Annotated in this window: 16 protein-coding genes; 11 read left to right on the plus strand and 5 right to left on the minus strand. The window is 69.8% G+C overall.

All coding sequences use genetic code 11. From position 1 onward, the window contains the following. Window position 1: 1 nt before the first annotated feature. Window positions 2-448 (minus strand): hypothetical protein, encoded by a 447-nt coding sequence (locus ACO4JP_RS06050; protein WP_425956480.1) that lies wholly within the window; start codon window positions 446-448, stop codon window positions 2-4. Then, window positions 445-1,944 (minus strand): APC family permease, encoded by a 1,500-nt coding sequence (locus ACO4JP_RS06055; RefSeq protein WP_425956481.1) that lies wholly within the window; start codon window positions 1,942-1,944, stop codon window positions 445-447. Before ACO4JP_RS06055 ends, ACO4JP_RS06050 begins: the two co-directional genes overlap by 4 nt. Before the next feature lie 388 nt (window positions 1,945-2,332). Here ACO4JP_RS06055 and ACO4JP_RS06060 point away from each other — a divergent pair, with 388 nt between their 5' ends. Both ACO4JP_RS06060 and ACO4JP_RS06065 read left to right on the plus strand, forming a co-directional pair. Next, window positions 2,333-2,785 (plus strand): DUF6325 family protein, encoded by a 453-nt coding sequence (locus ACO4JP_RS06060; protein ID WP_425956482.1) that lies wholly within the window; start codon window positions 2,333-2,335, stop codon window positions 2,783-2,785. Between the two features lie 71 nt (window positions 2,786-2,856). After that, complete coding sequence (locus ACO4JP_RS06065; RefSeq protein WP_425956483.1) at window positions 2,857-3,099, plus strand: SHOCT domain-containing protein; 243 nt, start codon at window positions 2,857-2,859, stop codon at window positions 3,097-3,099. Between the two features lie 95 nt (window positions 3,100-3,194). Here ACO4JP_RS06065 and ACO4JP_RS06070 read toward each other — a convergent pair whose 3' ends face one another. After that, window positions 3,195-4,025, minus strand: a complete 831-nt coding sequence (locus ACO4JP_RS06070; RefSeq protein ID WP_425956484.1) for a class II glutamine amidotransferase — start codon at window positions 4,023-4,025, stop codon at window positions 3,195-3,197. Between the two features lie 140 nt (window positions 4,026-4,165). Between ACO4JP_RS06070 and ACO4JP_RS06075 the strand changes: the two genes are divergently transcribed. Continuing rightward, window positions 4,166-4,699, plus strand: coding sequence for a hypothetical protein (locus ACO4JP_RS06075; protein ID WP_425956485.1), 534 nt, complete (start codon window positions 4,166-4,168; stop codon window positions 4,697-4,699). A gap of 84 nt (window positions 4,700-4,783) precedes the next feature. Further along, window positions 4,784-6,718, plus strand: a complete 1,935-nt coding sequence (locus tag ACO4JP_RS06080; RefSeq protein WP_425956486.1) for a glycoside hydrolase family 15 protein — start codon at window positions 4,784-4,786, stop codon at window positions 6,716-6,718. Between the two features lie 16 nt (window positions 6,719-6,734). Here the strand turns inward: ACO4JP_RS06080 and ACO4JP_RS06085 are convergent, their stop codons facing one another. After that, a complete protein-coding gene (locus ACO4JP_RS06085; RefSeq protein ID WP_425956487.1) occupies window positions 6,735-8,108 on the minus strand; it encodes an MFS transporter in 1,374 nt (457 codons plus the stop codon). 195 nt (window positions 8,109-8,303) lie between these two features. Here ACO4JP_RS06085 and ACO4JP_RS06090 point away from each other — a divergent pair, with 195 nt between their 5' ends. The 7 genes from ACO4JP_RS06090 to ACO4JP_RS06120 all read left to right on the plus strand — a co-directional run bounded on the left by ACO4JP_RS06090 (window position 8,304) and on the right by ACO4JP_RS06120 (window position 15,303). Further along, window positions 8,304-8,609 carry a 4a-hydroxytetrahydrobiopterin dehydratase gene (locus ACO4JP_RS06090; protein WP_425956488.1) on the plus strand — a complete coding sequence of 102 codons (306 nt, stop codon included), beginning with the start codon at window positions 8,304-8,306 and terminating at the stop codon, window positions 8,607-8,609. 254 nt (window positions 8,610-8,863) lie between these two features. Beyond that, a complete protein-coding gene (locus tag ACO4JP_RS06095) occupies window positions 8,864-10,705 on the plus strand; it encodes an acetolactate synthase large subunit (protein ID WP_425956489.1) in 1,842 nt (613 codons plus the stop codon). A gap of 16 nt (window positions 10,706-10,721) precedes the next feature. After that, the gene (gene ilvN / locus ACO4JP_RS06100; RefSeq protein ID WP_425956490.1) at window positions 10,722-11,243 is read left to right on the plus strand and encodes an acetolactate synthase small subunit; all 522 of its coding nucleotides are present in this window, start codon (window positions 10,722-10,724) and stop codon (window positions 11,241-11,243) included. A 22-nt stretch (window positions 11,244-11,265) separates the two neighbouring features. Continuing rightward, window positions 11,266-12,291 carry a ketol-acid reductoisomerase gene (ilvC, locus tag ACO4JP_RS06105; protein WP_425956491.1) on the plus strand — a complete coding sequence of 342 codons (1,026 nt, stop codon included), beginning with the start codon at window positions 11,266-11,268 and terminating at the stop codon, window positions 12,289-12,291. Window positions 12,292-12,373: 82 nt separating this feature from the next. Next, window positions 12,374-12,928, plus strand: a complete 555-nt coding sequence (locus ACO4JP_RS06110; protein ID WP_425956492.1) for an ASCH domain-containing protein — start codon at window positions 12,374-12,376, stop codon at window positions 12,926-12,928. 92 nt (window positions 12,929-13,020) lie between these two features. Continuing rightward, window positions 13,021-14,064 carry a 3-isopropylmalate dehydrogenase gene (locus ACO4JP_RS06115; protein WP_425956493.1) on the plus strand — a complete coding sequence of 348 codons (1,044 nt, stop codon included), beginning with the start codon at window positions 13,021-13,023 and terminating at the stop codon, window positions 14,062-14,064. Window positions 14,065-14,154: 90 nt separating this feature from the next. Next, window positions 14,155-15,303, plus strand: a complete 1,149-nt coding sequence (locus ACO4JP_RS06120; RefSeq protein ID WP_425956494.1) for a branched-chain amino acid aminotransferase — start codon at window positions 14,155-14,157, stop codon at window positions 15,301-15,303. A gap of 31 nt (window positions 15,304-15,334) precedes the next feature. Here ACO4JP_RS06120 and ACO4JP_RS06125 read toward each other — a convergent pair whose 3' ends face one another. Next, on the minus strand, window positions 15,335-15,895 hold the full coding sequence (locus ACO4JP_RS06125) for a DUF6069 family protein (protein WP_425956495.1): 561 nt from the start codon (window positions 15,893-15,895) through the stop codon (window positions 15,335-15,337). Window positions 15,896-15,991 lie beyond the last annotated feature (96 nt).

Here is a 15,991-nt window from a genome sequence, read left to right on the forward strand (position 1 = left end):
GTCACGCGCCCGAGTCGACGGTCTTGAGGCTTTCGACGTACGCCTGGAAGTCCTTGAGCTCGTCAGGGCAGTAGATCTGGATGACGAGCTGGATTCCCTCGAGCCGCCTGCGCTCCGCCATCACCGGACGCATCCCCGGGCCCGCGGCGCCGTTGGTGAGCTGCGCCTCCAGCGTCGACCTGCTCAGCGCGTAGTTCGGGTTCGCGCAGACCGCTCCGCCGTCGTCGCCGAGGACGGCGACGACCCGGTCCTTCGCGGGAGACACCGTGGCTCCCGCATCGTTGAGCGCCTGGATCAGCTGGTCGGCCTTCGCCTCGGCATCGGCGGACGCCTTCCCCTGGCGGAAGAAGACCAGGCCGAGGACGACGAGGACGCCGATGGCGATGCCCACCACCAGGTACAGCATCGAGCGCTCCCGCGTGGGCTGGGTCTCGTTTACCGTGCTCATGCTGGGGTCACCTCCTCCGACTCCGAAGCGTCGGCCATCTTCCACGAGGGCTTGCGCATTCGATAGAACAGGTACGGGACCAGGAGGCCGAGGCCGAGGGCGCCGCCGGCGACGATGGCGAAGTACAGGCCTGCGTTGCCACCGCCGAACTGCGACGGCGGGACGAACCCGACGAGCACGGCCGCGAGGGAGGCTGCGAACCCCACGCCGCACATGGACACCAGCAGGGGAGCTCGGTAGCCGCGCGGGTGGTCCGGGTACTTGCGGCGGAGCCTGATGGCCGCAGCGAACATCAGCAGATACATGATGAGGTACACCTGCGTGGTGATCACCGAGAAGACCCAGTACGCGCTCGAGACGCTGGGAATCAGCGCGTACATGAGGCCGATCAACGTCGTGACGATGCCCTGGACGACCAGGATGTTCTGCTGCACGCCGTTCTTGTTGAGGCGCTGCAGGAACGGTGGCAGGTAACCCTCCTGCCGGGAGATCAGCAGCAGGCCCTTCGACGGGCCGGCAAGCCAGGTGAGCATGCCACCGAGCGAGGCGGTCACGAGCATGATCCCGGCGATCGGGGTGAGCCACTGTGCGCCGAAGTTGGCGAACACGGCGTCGAAGGCCTGCATGACGCCGGCGGTGAGGGAGAGCTCGTCGGCCGGCACGATCCAGCTGATCGCCAGCGCCGGCAGGATGAAGATCAGCAGAACCATCACTGTGGCCAGGAGGATCGCCTTGGGGAACTCCTTGGCCGGGTTCTTCAGCGAGGACACGTGGACGGCGTTCATCTCCATGCCGGAGTACGACAGGAAGTTGTTCACGATCAGCACGAGGCTGGACAGCCCGGCCCAGACGGGGAAGATGTTGTCGGCGGTCATCGGTGCCGCGGACGGGTTGCCCTGGCCGAGGAAGACGATGCCGAGGGTCACCAGCACGACGCCGGGGATCAGGGTGCCGATGATCAGACCGCCGCTCGCGAGGCCGGCGACGCCCTTGGTGCCGCGCGAGGAGACCCAGACGCCGCTCCAGTAGACGACGATGATCACGGCCGCCGTCCACAGCCCGCTGCTCGCGAGCGCCGGGTTGAAGACGTAGGCGAGCGTGCTCGCGACGAAGCCCAGCAGGCTGGGGTAGTAGAAGATCGTCATCGCGAACTGGCACCAGATGGCGAGGAAGCCCATCGGCTTCGAGATGCCGAGGGAGACCCAGTTGTACACGCCGCCCTTCCAGCCTGAGGCGAGCTCGGCCGAGACGAGCGACGTCGGCAGCAGGAAGACGAGGGCCGGCAGCAGGTAGAGGAACACGCAGGCGAGACCGTAGACGGCCATCGTCGGGGCGGCCCGCAGGCTGGCCACCGAGCTGGTGGTCATCATGGCGAGCGCGACCCAGGAGATCCATGTCCTAGCTGGTGCCTTCGCCCGGGCCGCCGTGTCGGCGGTCGGCGGGCTGACGGCGTCCCGACGAGGCATGTCCTGACCTGGCACGTCCATGGCGCTCATGACCAGCACCTCTGCTGCGTGTTCATGACCAGCACCTCCGTGCTCGTAGTGTGCCGAGCGAGGGCATCGCGCCCGTTCGCCGTACGGCAGTACCCGTCTGGTGCAGGTGTAGGCGGTTTCGCTTCCGGGCACCTCACCTGCCAGGGGTGACTCTCGCGCACCGGGTTCGCGCCTGAAGCAGTCCGTTCTGGGACGCTCGCTGCGGCGCGACCGGCCCACCGTCGCGCTACGTTCGATCGATGGAGCACTGATCCGCTGAATCATCCGGCAGGGGTGAGCCCTGACCGCCCCGGCGGGGCGTAGGGATGTCGGGTGGCCACTGTGCTTTCGCGGGCTCGGCTTCGACCGGTCCGGGTCCGGGCCTGAGCTCTCCAAGGAGGAGGTAGCGATGTCAACACCAGCCAGCGACGTGTACGGCCCGATCGACTTCGTGCTGATCGAGTTCCCGGGCGACAGGCTGACGGGCGAGGTAGCGCCCGAGCTCGTCGAGCTCGTCGAGCAAGGCACCATCCGGATCTATGACCTCGTGGTCATCGGCAAGGGCGAGGACGGATCCGTCGAGGCGTTCGAGCTCCACGATCCTGCCGGTGTCGGCGGCTTCTCGTACTTCGCCGGCGCAGCCTCGGGGCTCATCGGCGACGACGACATCAGTCGGGCCGCGGACGCGATGTCGCCCGGCACCGTGGCCGCGCTGCTGGTCTACGAGAACAGCTGGGCGGTCCCGTTCATCGCCGCAGCGCGCAGGGCGGGCGGTGACGTGATCGCCAGTGCCAGGATCCCTGCCCAAGACATCATGGATGACCTCGACGAGCTCGAGGCCATCGACTCGACTACTGCTTGAGGAGCACTGACATGCCCAGACTACTGAGAGGCGTGGCGCGAACCGCCGTCATCGCAGGCACGGCCACGGCCGTGAGCGGTCGAGTCCAGCGCAGGCAGGCCGAGAAGTTCGCAGATCGGGACGCCCAGATCTACGCCGATCGGGAGCAGGCCTACCAGGAGACCCAGCAACCTGTCGCAGCGCCTGCCCCGGCTCCCGCCGCCGCTGCGCCCAGCGTCATCGACGAGCTGAAGGAGCTCGCGGAGCTGAAGAACCAAGGGATTCTCACGGAGGAGGAGTTCGCGGCCCAGAAGGCCAAGATCCTGAATCGGTGAGGCAGCGCCACGAGGGGCTGCCGCACGAGGGGCTGCCGAGCGAACGGTCGACTCCTGCCGGCGACGACTGCGGTCGTCGCCGGCAGGAGTCGCGTTCAGGGAGCGGTCGGCGCGAACGGCAGCAGCTCTTCGTTGCCTTCGCGGATGACGACGCACGTCGACTCGGCGACCTCCCGCCAGGCACCCCGCAGCCCGCCCAACGGCTCCGAGACGACGATGCGTGACTCGTCGGAGAGCAGGTGGAGCGCGGGGTTGTCGGGGTACTGGCGGCGCAAGGTCGAGATGTCGGTGCTGTGGTAGAGCGTGCGGGAGCGGCCCTCCGTCGAGTACCTGAACGCCCACGTCGTCTCGCCGTCGGTCGTGGCAACGGTCATCTGCACGGGGAACTCGATGCCATGCCGGCGACCGGCCTCCTCGACCAGCCCCACCGCGCGGGCGACGGCGGCCGGTGGGTCGTCGGTCAGGCCGAAGGTCAGAGCGAGGAAGAAGAGCATCTCCGTGTCGGTGGTGCCCTCCATGTCCGAGAAGAGCTCGGGGGCGACGGCGAGGGCCAGGTCTCGCTTCATCGCATGGAAGCCGTCGATGTACCCGTTGTGCATGAAGAGCCACCGGCCGTGCCGGAAGGGATGGCAGTTGGTCTGCTGCACGGGCGACCCGATCGCCGCACGGATGTGCGCGAACATCCGGGGTGACGCGATGTAGCCCGAGATGTCGCGCAGGTTGCGGTCGTTCCATGCGGGCTCGGTGCTGCGGAACACCCCGGGCTTCTCGCTGTCGCCGTACCAGCCGACGCCGAAGCCGTCACCGTTGGTGGTCTCCGCGCCCATCGTGGAGTGCATGCTCTGGACGATCAGGGAGTGCTCGGGCCGGTAGAGCAGATCCTCCATCAGCAGGGGAGACCCGGAGTACGCAAGCCATCGACACATCGTCTGCTCCTGTCCGTTCTCCTTGGCCGGTCGCAGCGATCGTCGCCCGGATCGCTCCCGGCGGGATCACCCTCCGCGGATGAGGTGCGACGGATCCCTTCTCGTGGCAGGAGCGCCGTCGCCGGGTGTAGGCATGGTGCATGGAGGACGACCGGCCTTCGCCACCGAACGACGAGCGACTCGGGGCGTGGAGTGTCTTTGCCGACCGGCTCGAGCTGCTCGGCGGCGAAGGGGTGATCACCGGCACGGTCGTCTGCGCTGCGGCGATCGCCTACGGCGCAGCGCATCTCGAGTCCGCCACGCAGCTGAGCCTCGCGATCTTCGGCACCGTGTTCGTCTACTGGCTGGCGCACCTGCATGCGCAGACGCTCGGCGCCTCCATGACACACGGCCGTCACCCACTTGCGGCGCTGCGCGTGGCCCTCGCAGAGACCTGGCCGATCGCGGGCGTCTCCGTCCTCCCGGTCCTCGTGCTCCTGGGCGCGGAGCTGGCGGGCGCGGAGCTTCGCACGGCCGCGTGGCTAGCGCTGATCGTCACGATCGTCCTGCTGACCGGCTACAGCTACCTGGCGGGGGTCCGCAGTGGCTTGAGCCCGTGGGGGAGGGCCGCGAGCGCTGCGGTCGGTGCGGCGATCGGGATTCTGGTGGCGGTGCTGAAGGCGGCGCTTCACTGAACCTGCGCAGGCGGCTCATCCGGCCCGGATGAGGCGTCGCCGAGGTGTCGCGGCCCACGCTGGGACGACCCTTTGGAGGCAACCATGTCGGGTTATCCCCTCATCTCAGACCATGGGCTCATCGGCGATCTGCAGACGTCCGCCCTGGTCTCGACGGACGGCACGGTCGACTGGTTCTGCGCCCCGCGGTTCGACTCGCCCAGCATCTTCGGCGCCTTGCTCGACCACCGGGAAGGCGGTCACCTCCGCACCCGTCCCGTCGCGACCCAGTTCACCAGCAAGCAGCTCTACCTCCCCGACACCGCCGTGCTGGTGACGCGGTTCATGACCGAGGCCGGCGTGGGGGAGATCGTCGACTTCATGCCCGTGCTGGGCTCGGTGGCGTCGCCTCGGCACCGGCTGGTCCGGATGATCCGGTGCGTCCGGGGGGAGATGACCTTCGCGGTCGACATCGCGCCTCGGTTCGACTATGGGCGCGAACCGCAACGCACCCGTCTGGCGGCTGACGGCGCCGTCTTCGAGGGTCGAGCCGGTTCGTCGATGACGGTGAACCTGATCAGAGAGCCTGACGACGATGCCCTGACCCAGCCGCACCAGGATGCCGACGACGGCGACCTGCATGCCAAGGTCACCCTCCATGCGGGCCAGATGCGGGGACTCGTGCTGGAGACCGGTGCCGCCGGCCCGCCCCGCCTGATCCCGCCGGCGGAGGCGTGGGCGCTGATGTGGGACACCGTGAAGTTCTGGGAGTCCTGGGTCGCCGGGTCGACGTACAGCGGGCGGTGGCGCGAGGCGGTGATCCGCTCGGCGATCACCCTCAAGCTGATGACCTATGCGCCGAGCGGCGGCCTCGTGGCCGCGCCCACGGCCGGGCTCCCCGAGCAGATCGGTGGCGAGCGGAACTGGGACTATCGGTACACCTGGGTCCGCGACGCCTCCTTCTCCGTCTACTCCCTCCTGCGACTCGGCTTCACCGAGGAGGCCGCCGGTCTCGGACGCTGGCTGGCGCAACGCGTAGCCGAGGCCGCGGGCGACCGCGATGCCAGCGGGCCGCTGAAGATCATGTATCGCGTCAATGGTTCCAGCGATCTGACCGAGGAGACCCTGACGCACTGGGAGGGCTACCGCGGCTCGAGCCCGGTCCGCATCGGGAACGGTGCCGCCGACCAGCTGCAGCTCGATATCTACGGTGAGGCGCTGGACAGCGTGTACTGGGCTGACCAGAACGGCATCACGGCGAGCCACCGCTCCTGGACGCAGATGTGCGAGCTGCTCGACTGGGTCACGGAGAACTGGGACCGACCCGAGGAAGGCATCTGGGAGACCCGGGGCGGGCGCCAGGACTTCACCTATGGCCGCCTCATGAACTGGGTGGCGCTCGACCGCGGGATCCGCCTCGCCACCAAGTACGGCCGCCCCGCGCCGCTCGAGAGATGGCACACGCACCGGGACGCGATCTACCAGCAGATCATGGAGCGCGGCTGGAGCGAACGCCGCCAGGCCTTCCGTCAGCACTACGAGACCGACGTCCTCGACGCGTCGCTGCTGCGGATGCCCACCGTCGGGTTCATCACCCCGACCGACCCCATGTGGCTCTCGACGTTGCGGGCGATGGACGGCGAGCTCGTGACCGACAGCCTGGTCTATCGCTACGACCCCGCCGCCTCGCCCGACGGGCTGCGCGGCTCGGAGGGCACGTTCTCGCTGTGCTCGTTCATGTACGTCGACGCGCTCGCGCGGGCCGGCGAGCTGTACAAGGCGCGGTTCACCTTCGAGAAGATGCTGACCTACGCGAACCACCTCGGGCTCTACTCGGAGGAGATCGCCCTCACCGGCGAGCAGATCGGCAACTTCCCCCAGGCCTTCACCCATCTTTCGCTCATCGATGCCGCGATCACACTGGACCAACAGCTCGAGCTGCGGCCGACGACGCCGTCGGATCGCCTGCCGTCGATGCCTGCCCGCACGACGACGACGGCTGCCGACGTGGACGCGCGAACGCCTCTGGTCGAGGACTGACCGGGCGGAGAGCCGGTCAGGGGAGCGGGCTGGCTCGTTGCTCGCGGGGGGCGTGCTGCGGACGGGGAAGGCGGAGCGCCGCGGCCAGCCCGACCAGCGAGACGGCGGCGAGCACGGCCATGGCGAGTCCGTAGGCCCGCGACGGGGTGGACGTGATGCCGGCGACCAGCACGGTGCCCGCGACCGCTGTGCCGAGCGAGGACCCGAGGTTCGACACGCTGCGCGAGAGACCGGAGATCTCACCCTGCCGTTCCTCCGGAAATGCCGACTGCACGACGTTGACCGACGGGGTGAGCATCACGCCGATGCCGAGACCGATGAGCAGGAGTCCCGGGGCGAACGCCCACGCGCTCGGGTGGCCCGCCACGAGGGCCAGCAAGACCGCTGTTCCGACCACGCTGAGTGCGTAGCCGGCGATGATGAGGGTGCGCTGGGCCCTCCGCTCGGCCAGCCGCTCCGCGGCCAGCGACGCCGTCAGGATTCCCACGGTGGCAGCCGTAAAGATCACGCCTGTCTCGATCGCGTTGTAGCCACGCACGACCTGCAGAAAGGCGGCGACGACGAACGAGGTCCCCATCAGCAGCAGCCACTGGGAGTTCTGGGTGATCAGGCCGAGGTTGGAGACGTGGTTGCGGAAGAGGGTCACCGAGAGCAGCGGTTCGCGGCCTGCGCGTTCCTTGGCCCGGACGGAGACGAAGAACCAGAACAGCATCAGCGCTCCCGCGGCGACCAGACCGACGGTGAGCCACAGGTTGCTCTGCGCGGCCATGATGCCCATGACCACGAGGATGAGGCCGACCGAGGACAGGACGGCTCCCAGCGTGTCGAACGGGCGGCTCGGATCGGCCGGCCTCGGGTCCTTGAGGGTGCGCGCCAGCCAGAGGATGGCGGCGATGACGAGCGCCTGGAAGACGAATGCGGCGCGCCAGCTGATCGCCTCGGTGATGAGCCCGCCGATCAGCGGGCCGGTGGCGGCACCGACGCCGCCCGCAGCGCTGACGGCCCCGAACGCGCGAGCCCGGGAGCTCACGGTCGTGAAGAGCATGGTCACGAGGATGTAGACCGGTGGGATCAGCAGCGCTGTGCCGACGCCCTCGAGGATGGAGTTGCCCACGATGAGGACCGTCAGGTTGGGCGCGACCGTGCTGATCAAGGCGCCGACGGCATAGATGGCCAGGCCCAGGGTGAAACACCTCTTGCGGCCGTATTTGTCGGTGAGCTTTCCGCCGGGGATCATGAGCGCGGCCATCACCAGCAGGAAGATCGTGATCGCGAGCTGGATTCCGGCGACCGTGGTGTCGAGGTCCTCGCTCATGTCGTTGATCATCACGTTCATGTTGGAGCCGGCGAAGCTGCAGATGAACTGCGCAAGCGCGAGCGGGACCAGCATCCTGCGCAGCTGCTTCCCTGTCTCTCCGGCTGTCGTTGCAGACTCCACGAGGTCAGATCCCTTTCGGTCGAACCCGCGGCCACTGACGGAGGGCACCTCCCGGAGCCCAGCGACCGCTCCGAGTCAAGCACCGGTCGTCCTGGCCCGCTGGACGCCGCCCTCGCGCCGAGCGCCGGGCTGAGGGAGTCTGGACGGATGAGCGACCGCATCACCGCCCAGGACTTCGAGGCCGCGCCCGGCACCGCGGACTGGCACGTGGCGGACGCCGCCGAGAGGGTGTTCGAGACCGGCTCGTTCGACGTCGGGGCGCGCCTCGTGGCGCGCATCGCGGAGCTTGCGGACGCGGCGAACCATCACCCCGACGTCGACCTGCGGTACGGCACCGTCACCGTGCGGCTCACCTCGCACGACGTCGGCGGGCTGTCCCGCCGTGACGCGGCGCTGGCGCGCGAGATCGCGGCGGCGGCGCGCGAGCTGGGCGTCGACGCGAAGGCCGTCTGAGCCGTCCAGCGGCCGATCGGCGATCCCACGATGTGGGAAGCGCGCCACGCGAGATGACACCCTGCGCCGCTCGGGCGTAGGTTTCAGGGCATGCAGACGATCGGCCTCGTAGTACTTCCCGGGCGCGCTGGCTGACGCCAGACGTACCGACGGCCTCGTCAGCGCGCTCACCCCTCGATCGTCCCCGCAGCTCTACCCCGGGGATCGGGGGGTTTTCTATTGCCCCCGCACCCACCGACTGGCAGGAGATTCCGATGGCACAGCCGCACCCGAGCCCCGCACAGGTCGCCGCGCGCAGCTCCGTCGTCGTCCCCGGCACACAGACGGCGTCCGCCGCCGTCGCCGGCGAGGCGATGACCGGCGCTCAGTCCGTCGTCCGCTCGCTCGAGGAGGTCGGCGCGGAGGTCGTCTTCGGCATCCCCGGCGGTGCGATCCTCCCGCTGTACGACCCGCTGATGGACTCCACGCGCCTGCGGCACATCCTCGTGCGCCACGAGCAGGGCGGCGGGCACGCAGCCTCCGGCTACGCGCACGCGACCGGCAGGGTCGGCGTCACCATGGCGACGTCGGGCCCTGGCGCGACCAACCTCGTCACGCCGCTCGCCGACGCCAACATGGACTCGATCCCCATGGTGGCCATCACCGGCCAGGTCGGGGCGGCGCTGATCGGCACGGACGCATTCCAGGAGGCCGACATCGTCGGCATCACGATGCCGGTCACCAAGCACTCGTACCTGGTCACGAACCCCGACGACATCCCGCGCACCATCGCCGAGGCGTTCCACATCGCCGCGACCGGCCGCCCCGGACCGGTGCTCGTGGACATCGCGAAGTCGGCGCTGCAGGGCCGTACGACGTTCTCGTGGACGAACGAGACGCGCCTGCCCGGCTACCACCCGGTGACCAAGCCCCACGTCAAGCAGGTGCGCGAGGCCGCGCGGCTGCTCGCGACGGCGCGCCGGCCCGTGCTCTACGTCGGCGGCGGCGTCATCCGCGCCCAGGCGTGGGACGGGCTGCGCACGCTGGTGGACGTCTCGGGCGCACCCGTCGTCACCACGCTCATGGCCCGCGGCGCGGTGCCCGACACGCACCCGCAGCACCTGGGCATGCCCGGCATGCACGGCACGGTGCCCGCTGTGGCGGCCCTGCAGAAGGCCGACCTCATCGTGGCCCTCGGCGCCCGCTTCGACGACCGCGTGACCGGCCAGCTGTCGAGCTTCGCACCGCACGCCGCCATCGTGCACGCGGACATCGACCCGGCGGAGATCGGCAAGAACCGCACGGCGGACGTCCCCATCGTCGGCGACCTGCGCGAGGTGCTGGCCGAGCTGGTCCCGGCGCTCCAGGCCGAGCACGAGCGTGCCGGGCTGCCTGACCTGGCCGGCTGGTGGCACCAGATCGACGAGTGGCGCAAGACGTACCCGCTCGGCTTCACGCCGACGGCCGACGGCCTGCTCTCGCCGCAGCACGTGATCCAGCGCCTCGGGCAGGTCAACGGCCCGGACACGGTGTTCGTCTCCGGCGTCGGCCAGCACCAGATGTGGGCCTCGCAGTTCATCACCTACGAGCACCCGCGCACCTGGATCAACTCGGGCGGCCTCGGCACCATGGGCTACGCGGTCCCGGCCGCCATGGGCGCCAAGGTGGGCCGCCCGGACGCCACCGTGTGGGCGATCGACGGCGACGGCTGCTTCCAGATGACGAACCAGGAGCTGGCGACCTGCACGATCAACGACATCCCGATCAAGGTGGCGGTGATCAACAACAGCTCGCTCGGCATGGTCCGGCAGTGGCAGACGCTCTTCTACGAGGAGCGGTACTCGAACACGGACCTGCACACGGGCCACGGCACGATGCGCGTGCCGGACTTCGTCAAGCTTGCCGAGGCGTACGACGCCGTCGGCATCCGGGTGGAGAAGGCGTCCGAGGTCGACGACGCCATCCGCCGCGCCAACGAGATCGACGACCGGCCCGTCGTCGTCGACTTCACCGTCTCGCGTGACGCGCTCGTGTGGCCGATGGTCGCCGCCGGCGTGAGCAACGACGAGATCCAGTACGCCCGCGGCATCTCGCCGGCGTGGGACCGCGAGGACTGAGGGAGGACCGATCGCCATGTCGAGGCACACGCTGTCCGTGCTGGTCGAGAACAAGCCTGGCGTGCTGACGCGCGTCGCGGGCCTGTTCGCCCGGCGCGCGTTCAACATCCACTCGCTCGCCGTCGGCCCGACGGAGCACGAGGAGATCTCGCGCATCACCGTCGTGGTCGACGTCGACGAGCTGCCGCTCGAGCAGGTGACCAAGCAGCTCAACAAGCTGGTGCACGTCATCAAGATCGTCGAGCTCGAGTCCGAGGCGTCGATCCAGCGGCAGCTGCTGCTGGTCAAGGTCCGCGCCGACGCGCAGACGCGCTCGGGCGTGCTCGAGGTCGTCGACCTCTTCCGCGCGCACGTCGTCGACGTCGTGCCGGACAGCGTCGTCGTCGAGGCCATCGGCACTGACGCCAAGCTCACCGCCCTCGTCGGGGCGCTCGAGCCGTATGGCATCCGCGAGATCGTGAAGTCCGGGACCATCGCCATCGGGCGCGGGTCGCGATCCATCACCGACCGGGCGCTCGAGCGCGTCCGAACCGCATAACTCACCGCATAGGAGCACCACCGTGGCAGAGCTTTTCTACGACGACGACGCCGACCTGTCGCTGATCCAGGCCAAGAAGGTCGCGGTCATCGGCTACGGCAGCCAGGGGCACGCGCACGCGCTCAACCTCCGCGACTCGGGCGTCGACGTCCGCATCGGCCTCAAGGAGGGCTCGAAGTCGCGCGCCAAGGCCGAGGAGCAGGGCTTCCGCGTCCTGACGCCGGCCGAGGCCGCTGCCGAGGCCGACGTCATCGTCATCCTCGCGCCCGACCAGGTGCAGCGTCACTTGTACGCCGACGACGTGGCGCCGAACCTCAACGAGGGCGACACCCTCGTCTTCGGCCACGGCTTCAACATCCGCTTCGGCTACATCAAGCCGGCCGAGGGCGTCGACGTCATCATGGTCGCCCCGAAGGCGCCCGGCCACACCGTGCGGCGCGAGTTCGTCGCCGGCCGCGGTATCCCGGACATCATCGCCGTCGAGCAGGACGCCTCGGGCAGTGCCTGGGACGTCGCGCTCGCCTACGCGAAGGCCATCGGTGGCACGCGTGCCGGCGTCATCAAGACGACGTTCACCGAGGAGACCGAGACCGATCTGTTCGGCGAGCAGGCCGTGCTGTGCGGCGGCGTCTCGCACCTGGTCCAGGCGGGCTTCGAGACCCTGACCGAGGCCGGCTACCAGCCGGAGATCGCCTACTTCGAGGTGCTGCACGAGCTCAAGCTCATCGTCGACCTCATGTGGGAGGGCGGCATCGCGAAGCAGCGGTGGTCCGTCTCCGACACCGCCGAGTACGGCGACTACGTCTCGGGCCCGCGCGTCGTGACGCCGGCCGTCAAGGAGTCGATGCAGGCGATCCTCGCCGACATCCAGTCGGGTGCCTTCGCCGAGCGCTTCATCGGCGACCAGGACAACGGCGGCAAGGAGTTCCTCGAGCTGCGCGAGAAGGAGGCGCAGCACCCGATCGAGGTCACGGGCAAGGAGCTGCGCGCCCACTTCGCGTGGAAGCAGCAGGACGCCGACTACACCGAGGGCTCCGCGGCCCGCTGACGGATGCCATGAGCCTCGCCGGCGGCCGTCGCCCCTTCGGGGGCGGCGGCCGCCTGCATTCGTGTAGGGCAGGATGTGCCCCGTGACGCCTGACGTGAACGCCCCCGACGCCGACGAGCCTGCCGCCGACGACGTCGCCCAGGCGCGACGGATCCAGCAGTTCTGGGAGCAGAGCCGGACGCGCGCGGGGATGGCGCGCGTCGGCGCCGTCGTCGGGGTCGGGTGGACCGAGACCATGCCGCCGCCCGCGTGGTCGTTCGGCGACTCGCCGCAGCTCGCCGACGAGCTGCTCCGGCTCGTGCTGGCCCGCGTCAAGACGGCGACGGCCGGTGCGGTCTGGGAGTACGAGGCCGCGGACGAGCCCCTGCCCCGCAAGGGCAGTCTGTCCATCGTGCTCGACGGCGCAGGCGAGCCGGGCGCCCTGATCCGCACGACGGTGGTCGAGGTCGTCCGGTTCGAGGCCGTGACCGAGGAGCACGCCTTCCTCGAGGGCGAGGGCGACCGCTCGCTGGAGGAGTGGCGCGAGAGCCACGAGACCTACTGGCGGCGGACGCTGCCGCCGACCGGGCACGAGTTCCGGCCGGACATGGACATCGTCTGCGAGCGGTTCGAGCTGCTGTACCCGAAGGGCCGCTGAGACGCGTCGCATCGACATCCGGCGCCGCCGGGCTGTTCAGTCCCCGAGACGGCCGTCCCGCATCGTGGTGGCCTGGGCGTAACCTCAGGCCCATGACGCGCAACATCGAGCTGGCAGTGGTCGCAGGTGACGGCATCGGCACGGAGGTCGTCGAGCAGGGCCTGAAGGTCCTGGAGGCGGCGCTGGCCGGATCGGACGTCAAGGTGGCCACGACCGACTTCGACCTCGGCGCGCGCCGCTGGCACGCGACGGGCGAGACGCTCACCGACGAGACGCTCGAGGCCATCAAGGGCCACGACGCCATCCTGCTCGGCGCCATCGGCGACCCGACCGTCCCGTCGGGCATCCTCGAGCGCGGCCTTCTGCTCAAGCTGCGCTTCGCGCTGGACCACTACGTGAACCTGCGCCCCAACAAGCTCTACCAGGGCGTCACCTCCCCGCTCGCGAACCCGGGCGACGTCGACTTCGTCGTCGTGCGGGAGGGCACCGAGGGCCCGTACACCGGCAACGGCGGCTCGATCCGCACGGGCACGCCGCACGAGGTCGCCACCGAGGTCTCGCTCAACACCGCGTTCGGCGTCGAGCGCGTGGTGCGCTACGCCTTCGCCAAGGCCGCGCAGCGCGAGCGCAAGCACCTGACCCTGGTGCACAAGCACAACGTGCTGGTCAACGCCGGGCACCTGTGGCGCCGCACGGTCGAGGCCGTCAACGCCGAGTTCCCCGAGGTCACCACCGACTACCTGCACGTCGACGCGGCGACGATCTTCCTGGTCACCAAGCCGTCGCGCTTCGACGTCATCGTCACCGACAACCTGTTCGGCGACATCATCACCGACGAGGCCGCCGCGATCACGGGCGGCATGGGCCTGGCCGGCTCGGCCAACATCAACCCGGACGGCACCTTCCCGAGCATGTTCGAGCCCATCCATGGCTCGGCACCGGACATTGCCGGCCAGGGCAAGGCCGACCCCACGGCCACCGTGCTCAGCGTGAGCATGCTGCTCGACCACCTGGGCCTGACGGACCAGGCGATGCGCGTCGAGGCCGCCGTCGCGGCGGACCTCGCCGAGCGGGGCGGCGTAGTACGCACGACGGCGGAGGTCGGCGCCGACCTCGCCGCGCGCGTGCGCGGCTGAGACGACGCCGGATCCCCGCCCGCTCTTCGGCGGGGATCCCGCCGGTGGGCGTGGAAGACTACGAACGTTCACACGGAAAGGCGTACACCGATGACGAGCACGACCGAGAACACCGCAGGGCCGGCCACGATCCTCTCCGAGGACATCGAGGAGATCGCGGACCTGTTCTCCGTCACCCTGACCGACACCCCCGCCTCGGACGAGGAGCGAGCGAAGAAGCTCGACAGCCCGAAGTTCGGCACGGTGTTCACGGACCACATGGCGCGCATCTCGTGGCGTCGCGACGAGGGGTGGGTCCACCGCCGCGTCCAGAAGTACGGGCCGCTGCAGCTCGACCCGGCGACCGCCGTCCTGCACTACGGGCAGGAGATCTTCGAGGGTCTGAAGGCCTACCAGCACGCGGACGGCAGCGTCTGGGCGTTCCGGCCCGAGGAGAACGCCGCACGCCTCGCGCGCTCTGCCCACCGCCTGGCCCTGCCGGCGCTCCCCGTCGACGACTTCATGGCCGCCTGCGCGGTGCTGGTCCGTACCGACCGGGCCTGGGTGCCGACGGCGCCCGACTCCAGCCTGTACCTGCGCCCGTTCATGTTCGCCTCCGAGCCGTTCCTCGGCGTGCGGCCGGCCGACGAGGTCCAGTTCCTCGTCATCGCCTCGCCGTCGGGCGCGTACTTCGCGGGTGGCGTGAAGCCCGTGTCGATCTGGGTGGACGCGGAGTACCACCGCGCAGGCCCTGGCGGCACGGGCGCCGCCAAGTGCGGCGGCAACTACGCCGCGAGCCTGCTGCCGCAGATGGAGGCGGCCGCGAAGGGCTTCGACCAGGTCTGCTTCCTTGACGGTGGGTCCAACGTCTACCTCGAGGAGCTCGGCGGCATGAACGTCTTCCTCGTGATGGACGACGGATCGGTGCACACGCCGGAGCTGACCGGCTCGATCCTCGAAGGCGTGACGCGTTCGTCGATCCTGCGGCTCGCCGCCGACCACGGCCGCGACGTCGTCGAGCGCCGCATCCCGCTGACCGAGCTGGTCGAGGGCCTGAAGGGCGGCCGGGTCGCCGAGGTGTTCGCCTGCGGCACCGCCGCCGTCGTCACGCCGGTGGGGCGCCTCGCGGGCGAGACGTTCGACGCGACGGTCGGCGACGGGCAGCCGGGCGAGCTGACGATCGCGATCCGCCAGGAGCTGACCGACATCCAGTACGGCCGCACCCCGGACCGGCACGGCTGGATGCGCCGCCTGGCCTGAGCGGACGGCCCCCAGGGCCGCCGCGGAGGGCTCAGGCGGTTCCGACAGCGCGGGTGCGGCGGAGGACGGTCCGGGACAGCACGCCTGTCAGCAGCGACCAGACCGCCGCACCCAGCACCACCCAGACGACGGCCGTCAGCACGGCGCTCAGCGTCTCCTTGCCGCTCGTGAACTGCAGCGTGGCCATGATGATCGTCGCCAGGGCAACCACCCAGCCGAAGAACGACGTCGGCCGCGGCGTCGTGAGCACGAACAGCTGCAGCACCACCGCGGCGAGCAGGGCGAACAGCGCACCGGCGATCGCCCACCCCAGGGCGCCGTTGTCCCCGAACGGCGGGTTCTGCAGATCCTGGCCCGCCACCTGGTCGACGATGAACCAGGCTGCCAGTCCGATCAAGGCACAGACGAGAACCGTCGCGAGCGCTCCCGCCCAGTACCGGCCGGTGGCGAGCGCAAGGCGTGGGTCCGCCGTGGGCGTGGCCGTGACGTCGGTCGCCGGGTCGTACGGGCCGACCTGCTCGGGGACAGGCTCGTAGGGGCGGTTCGGGTCGTACGGCCGGTTGGGGTCGTAGGGCCGGTTCGGGTCCGTCATGAGGGGCTCCTCCCATGCTTGTCATCCCACCTGACCACGGGAGCCGTCCATTCGCATGACGTGCGACGACACCCGGCGACACGCACGGGGTCCGGT

Source organism: Xylanimonas sp. McL0601 (assembly GCF_049852175.1).
Taxonomy (GTDB): Bacteria; Actinomycetota; Actinomycetes; order Actinomycetales; family Cellulomonadaceae; genus Xylanimonas.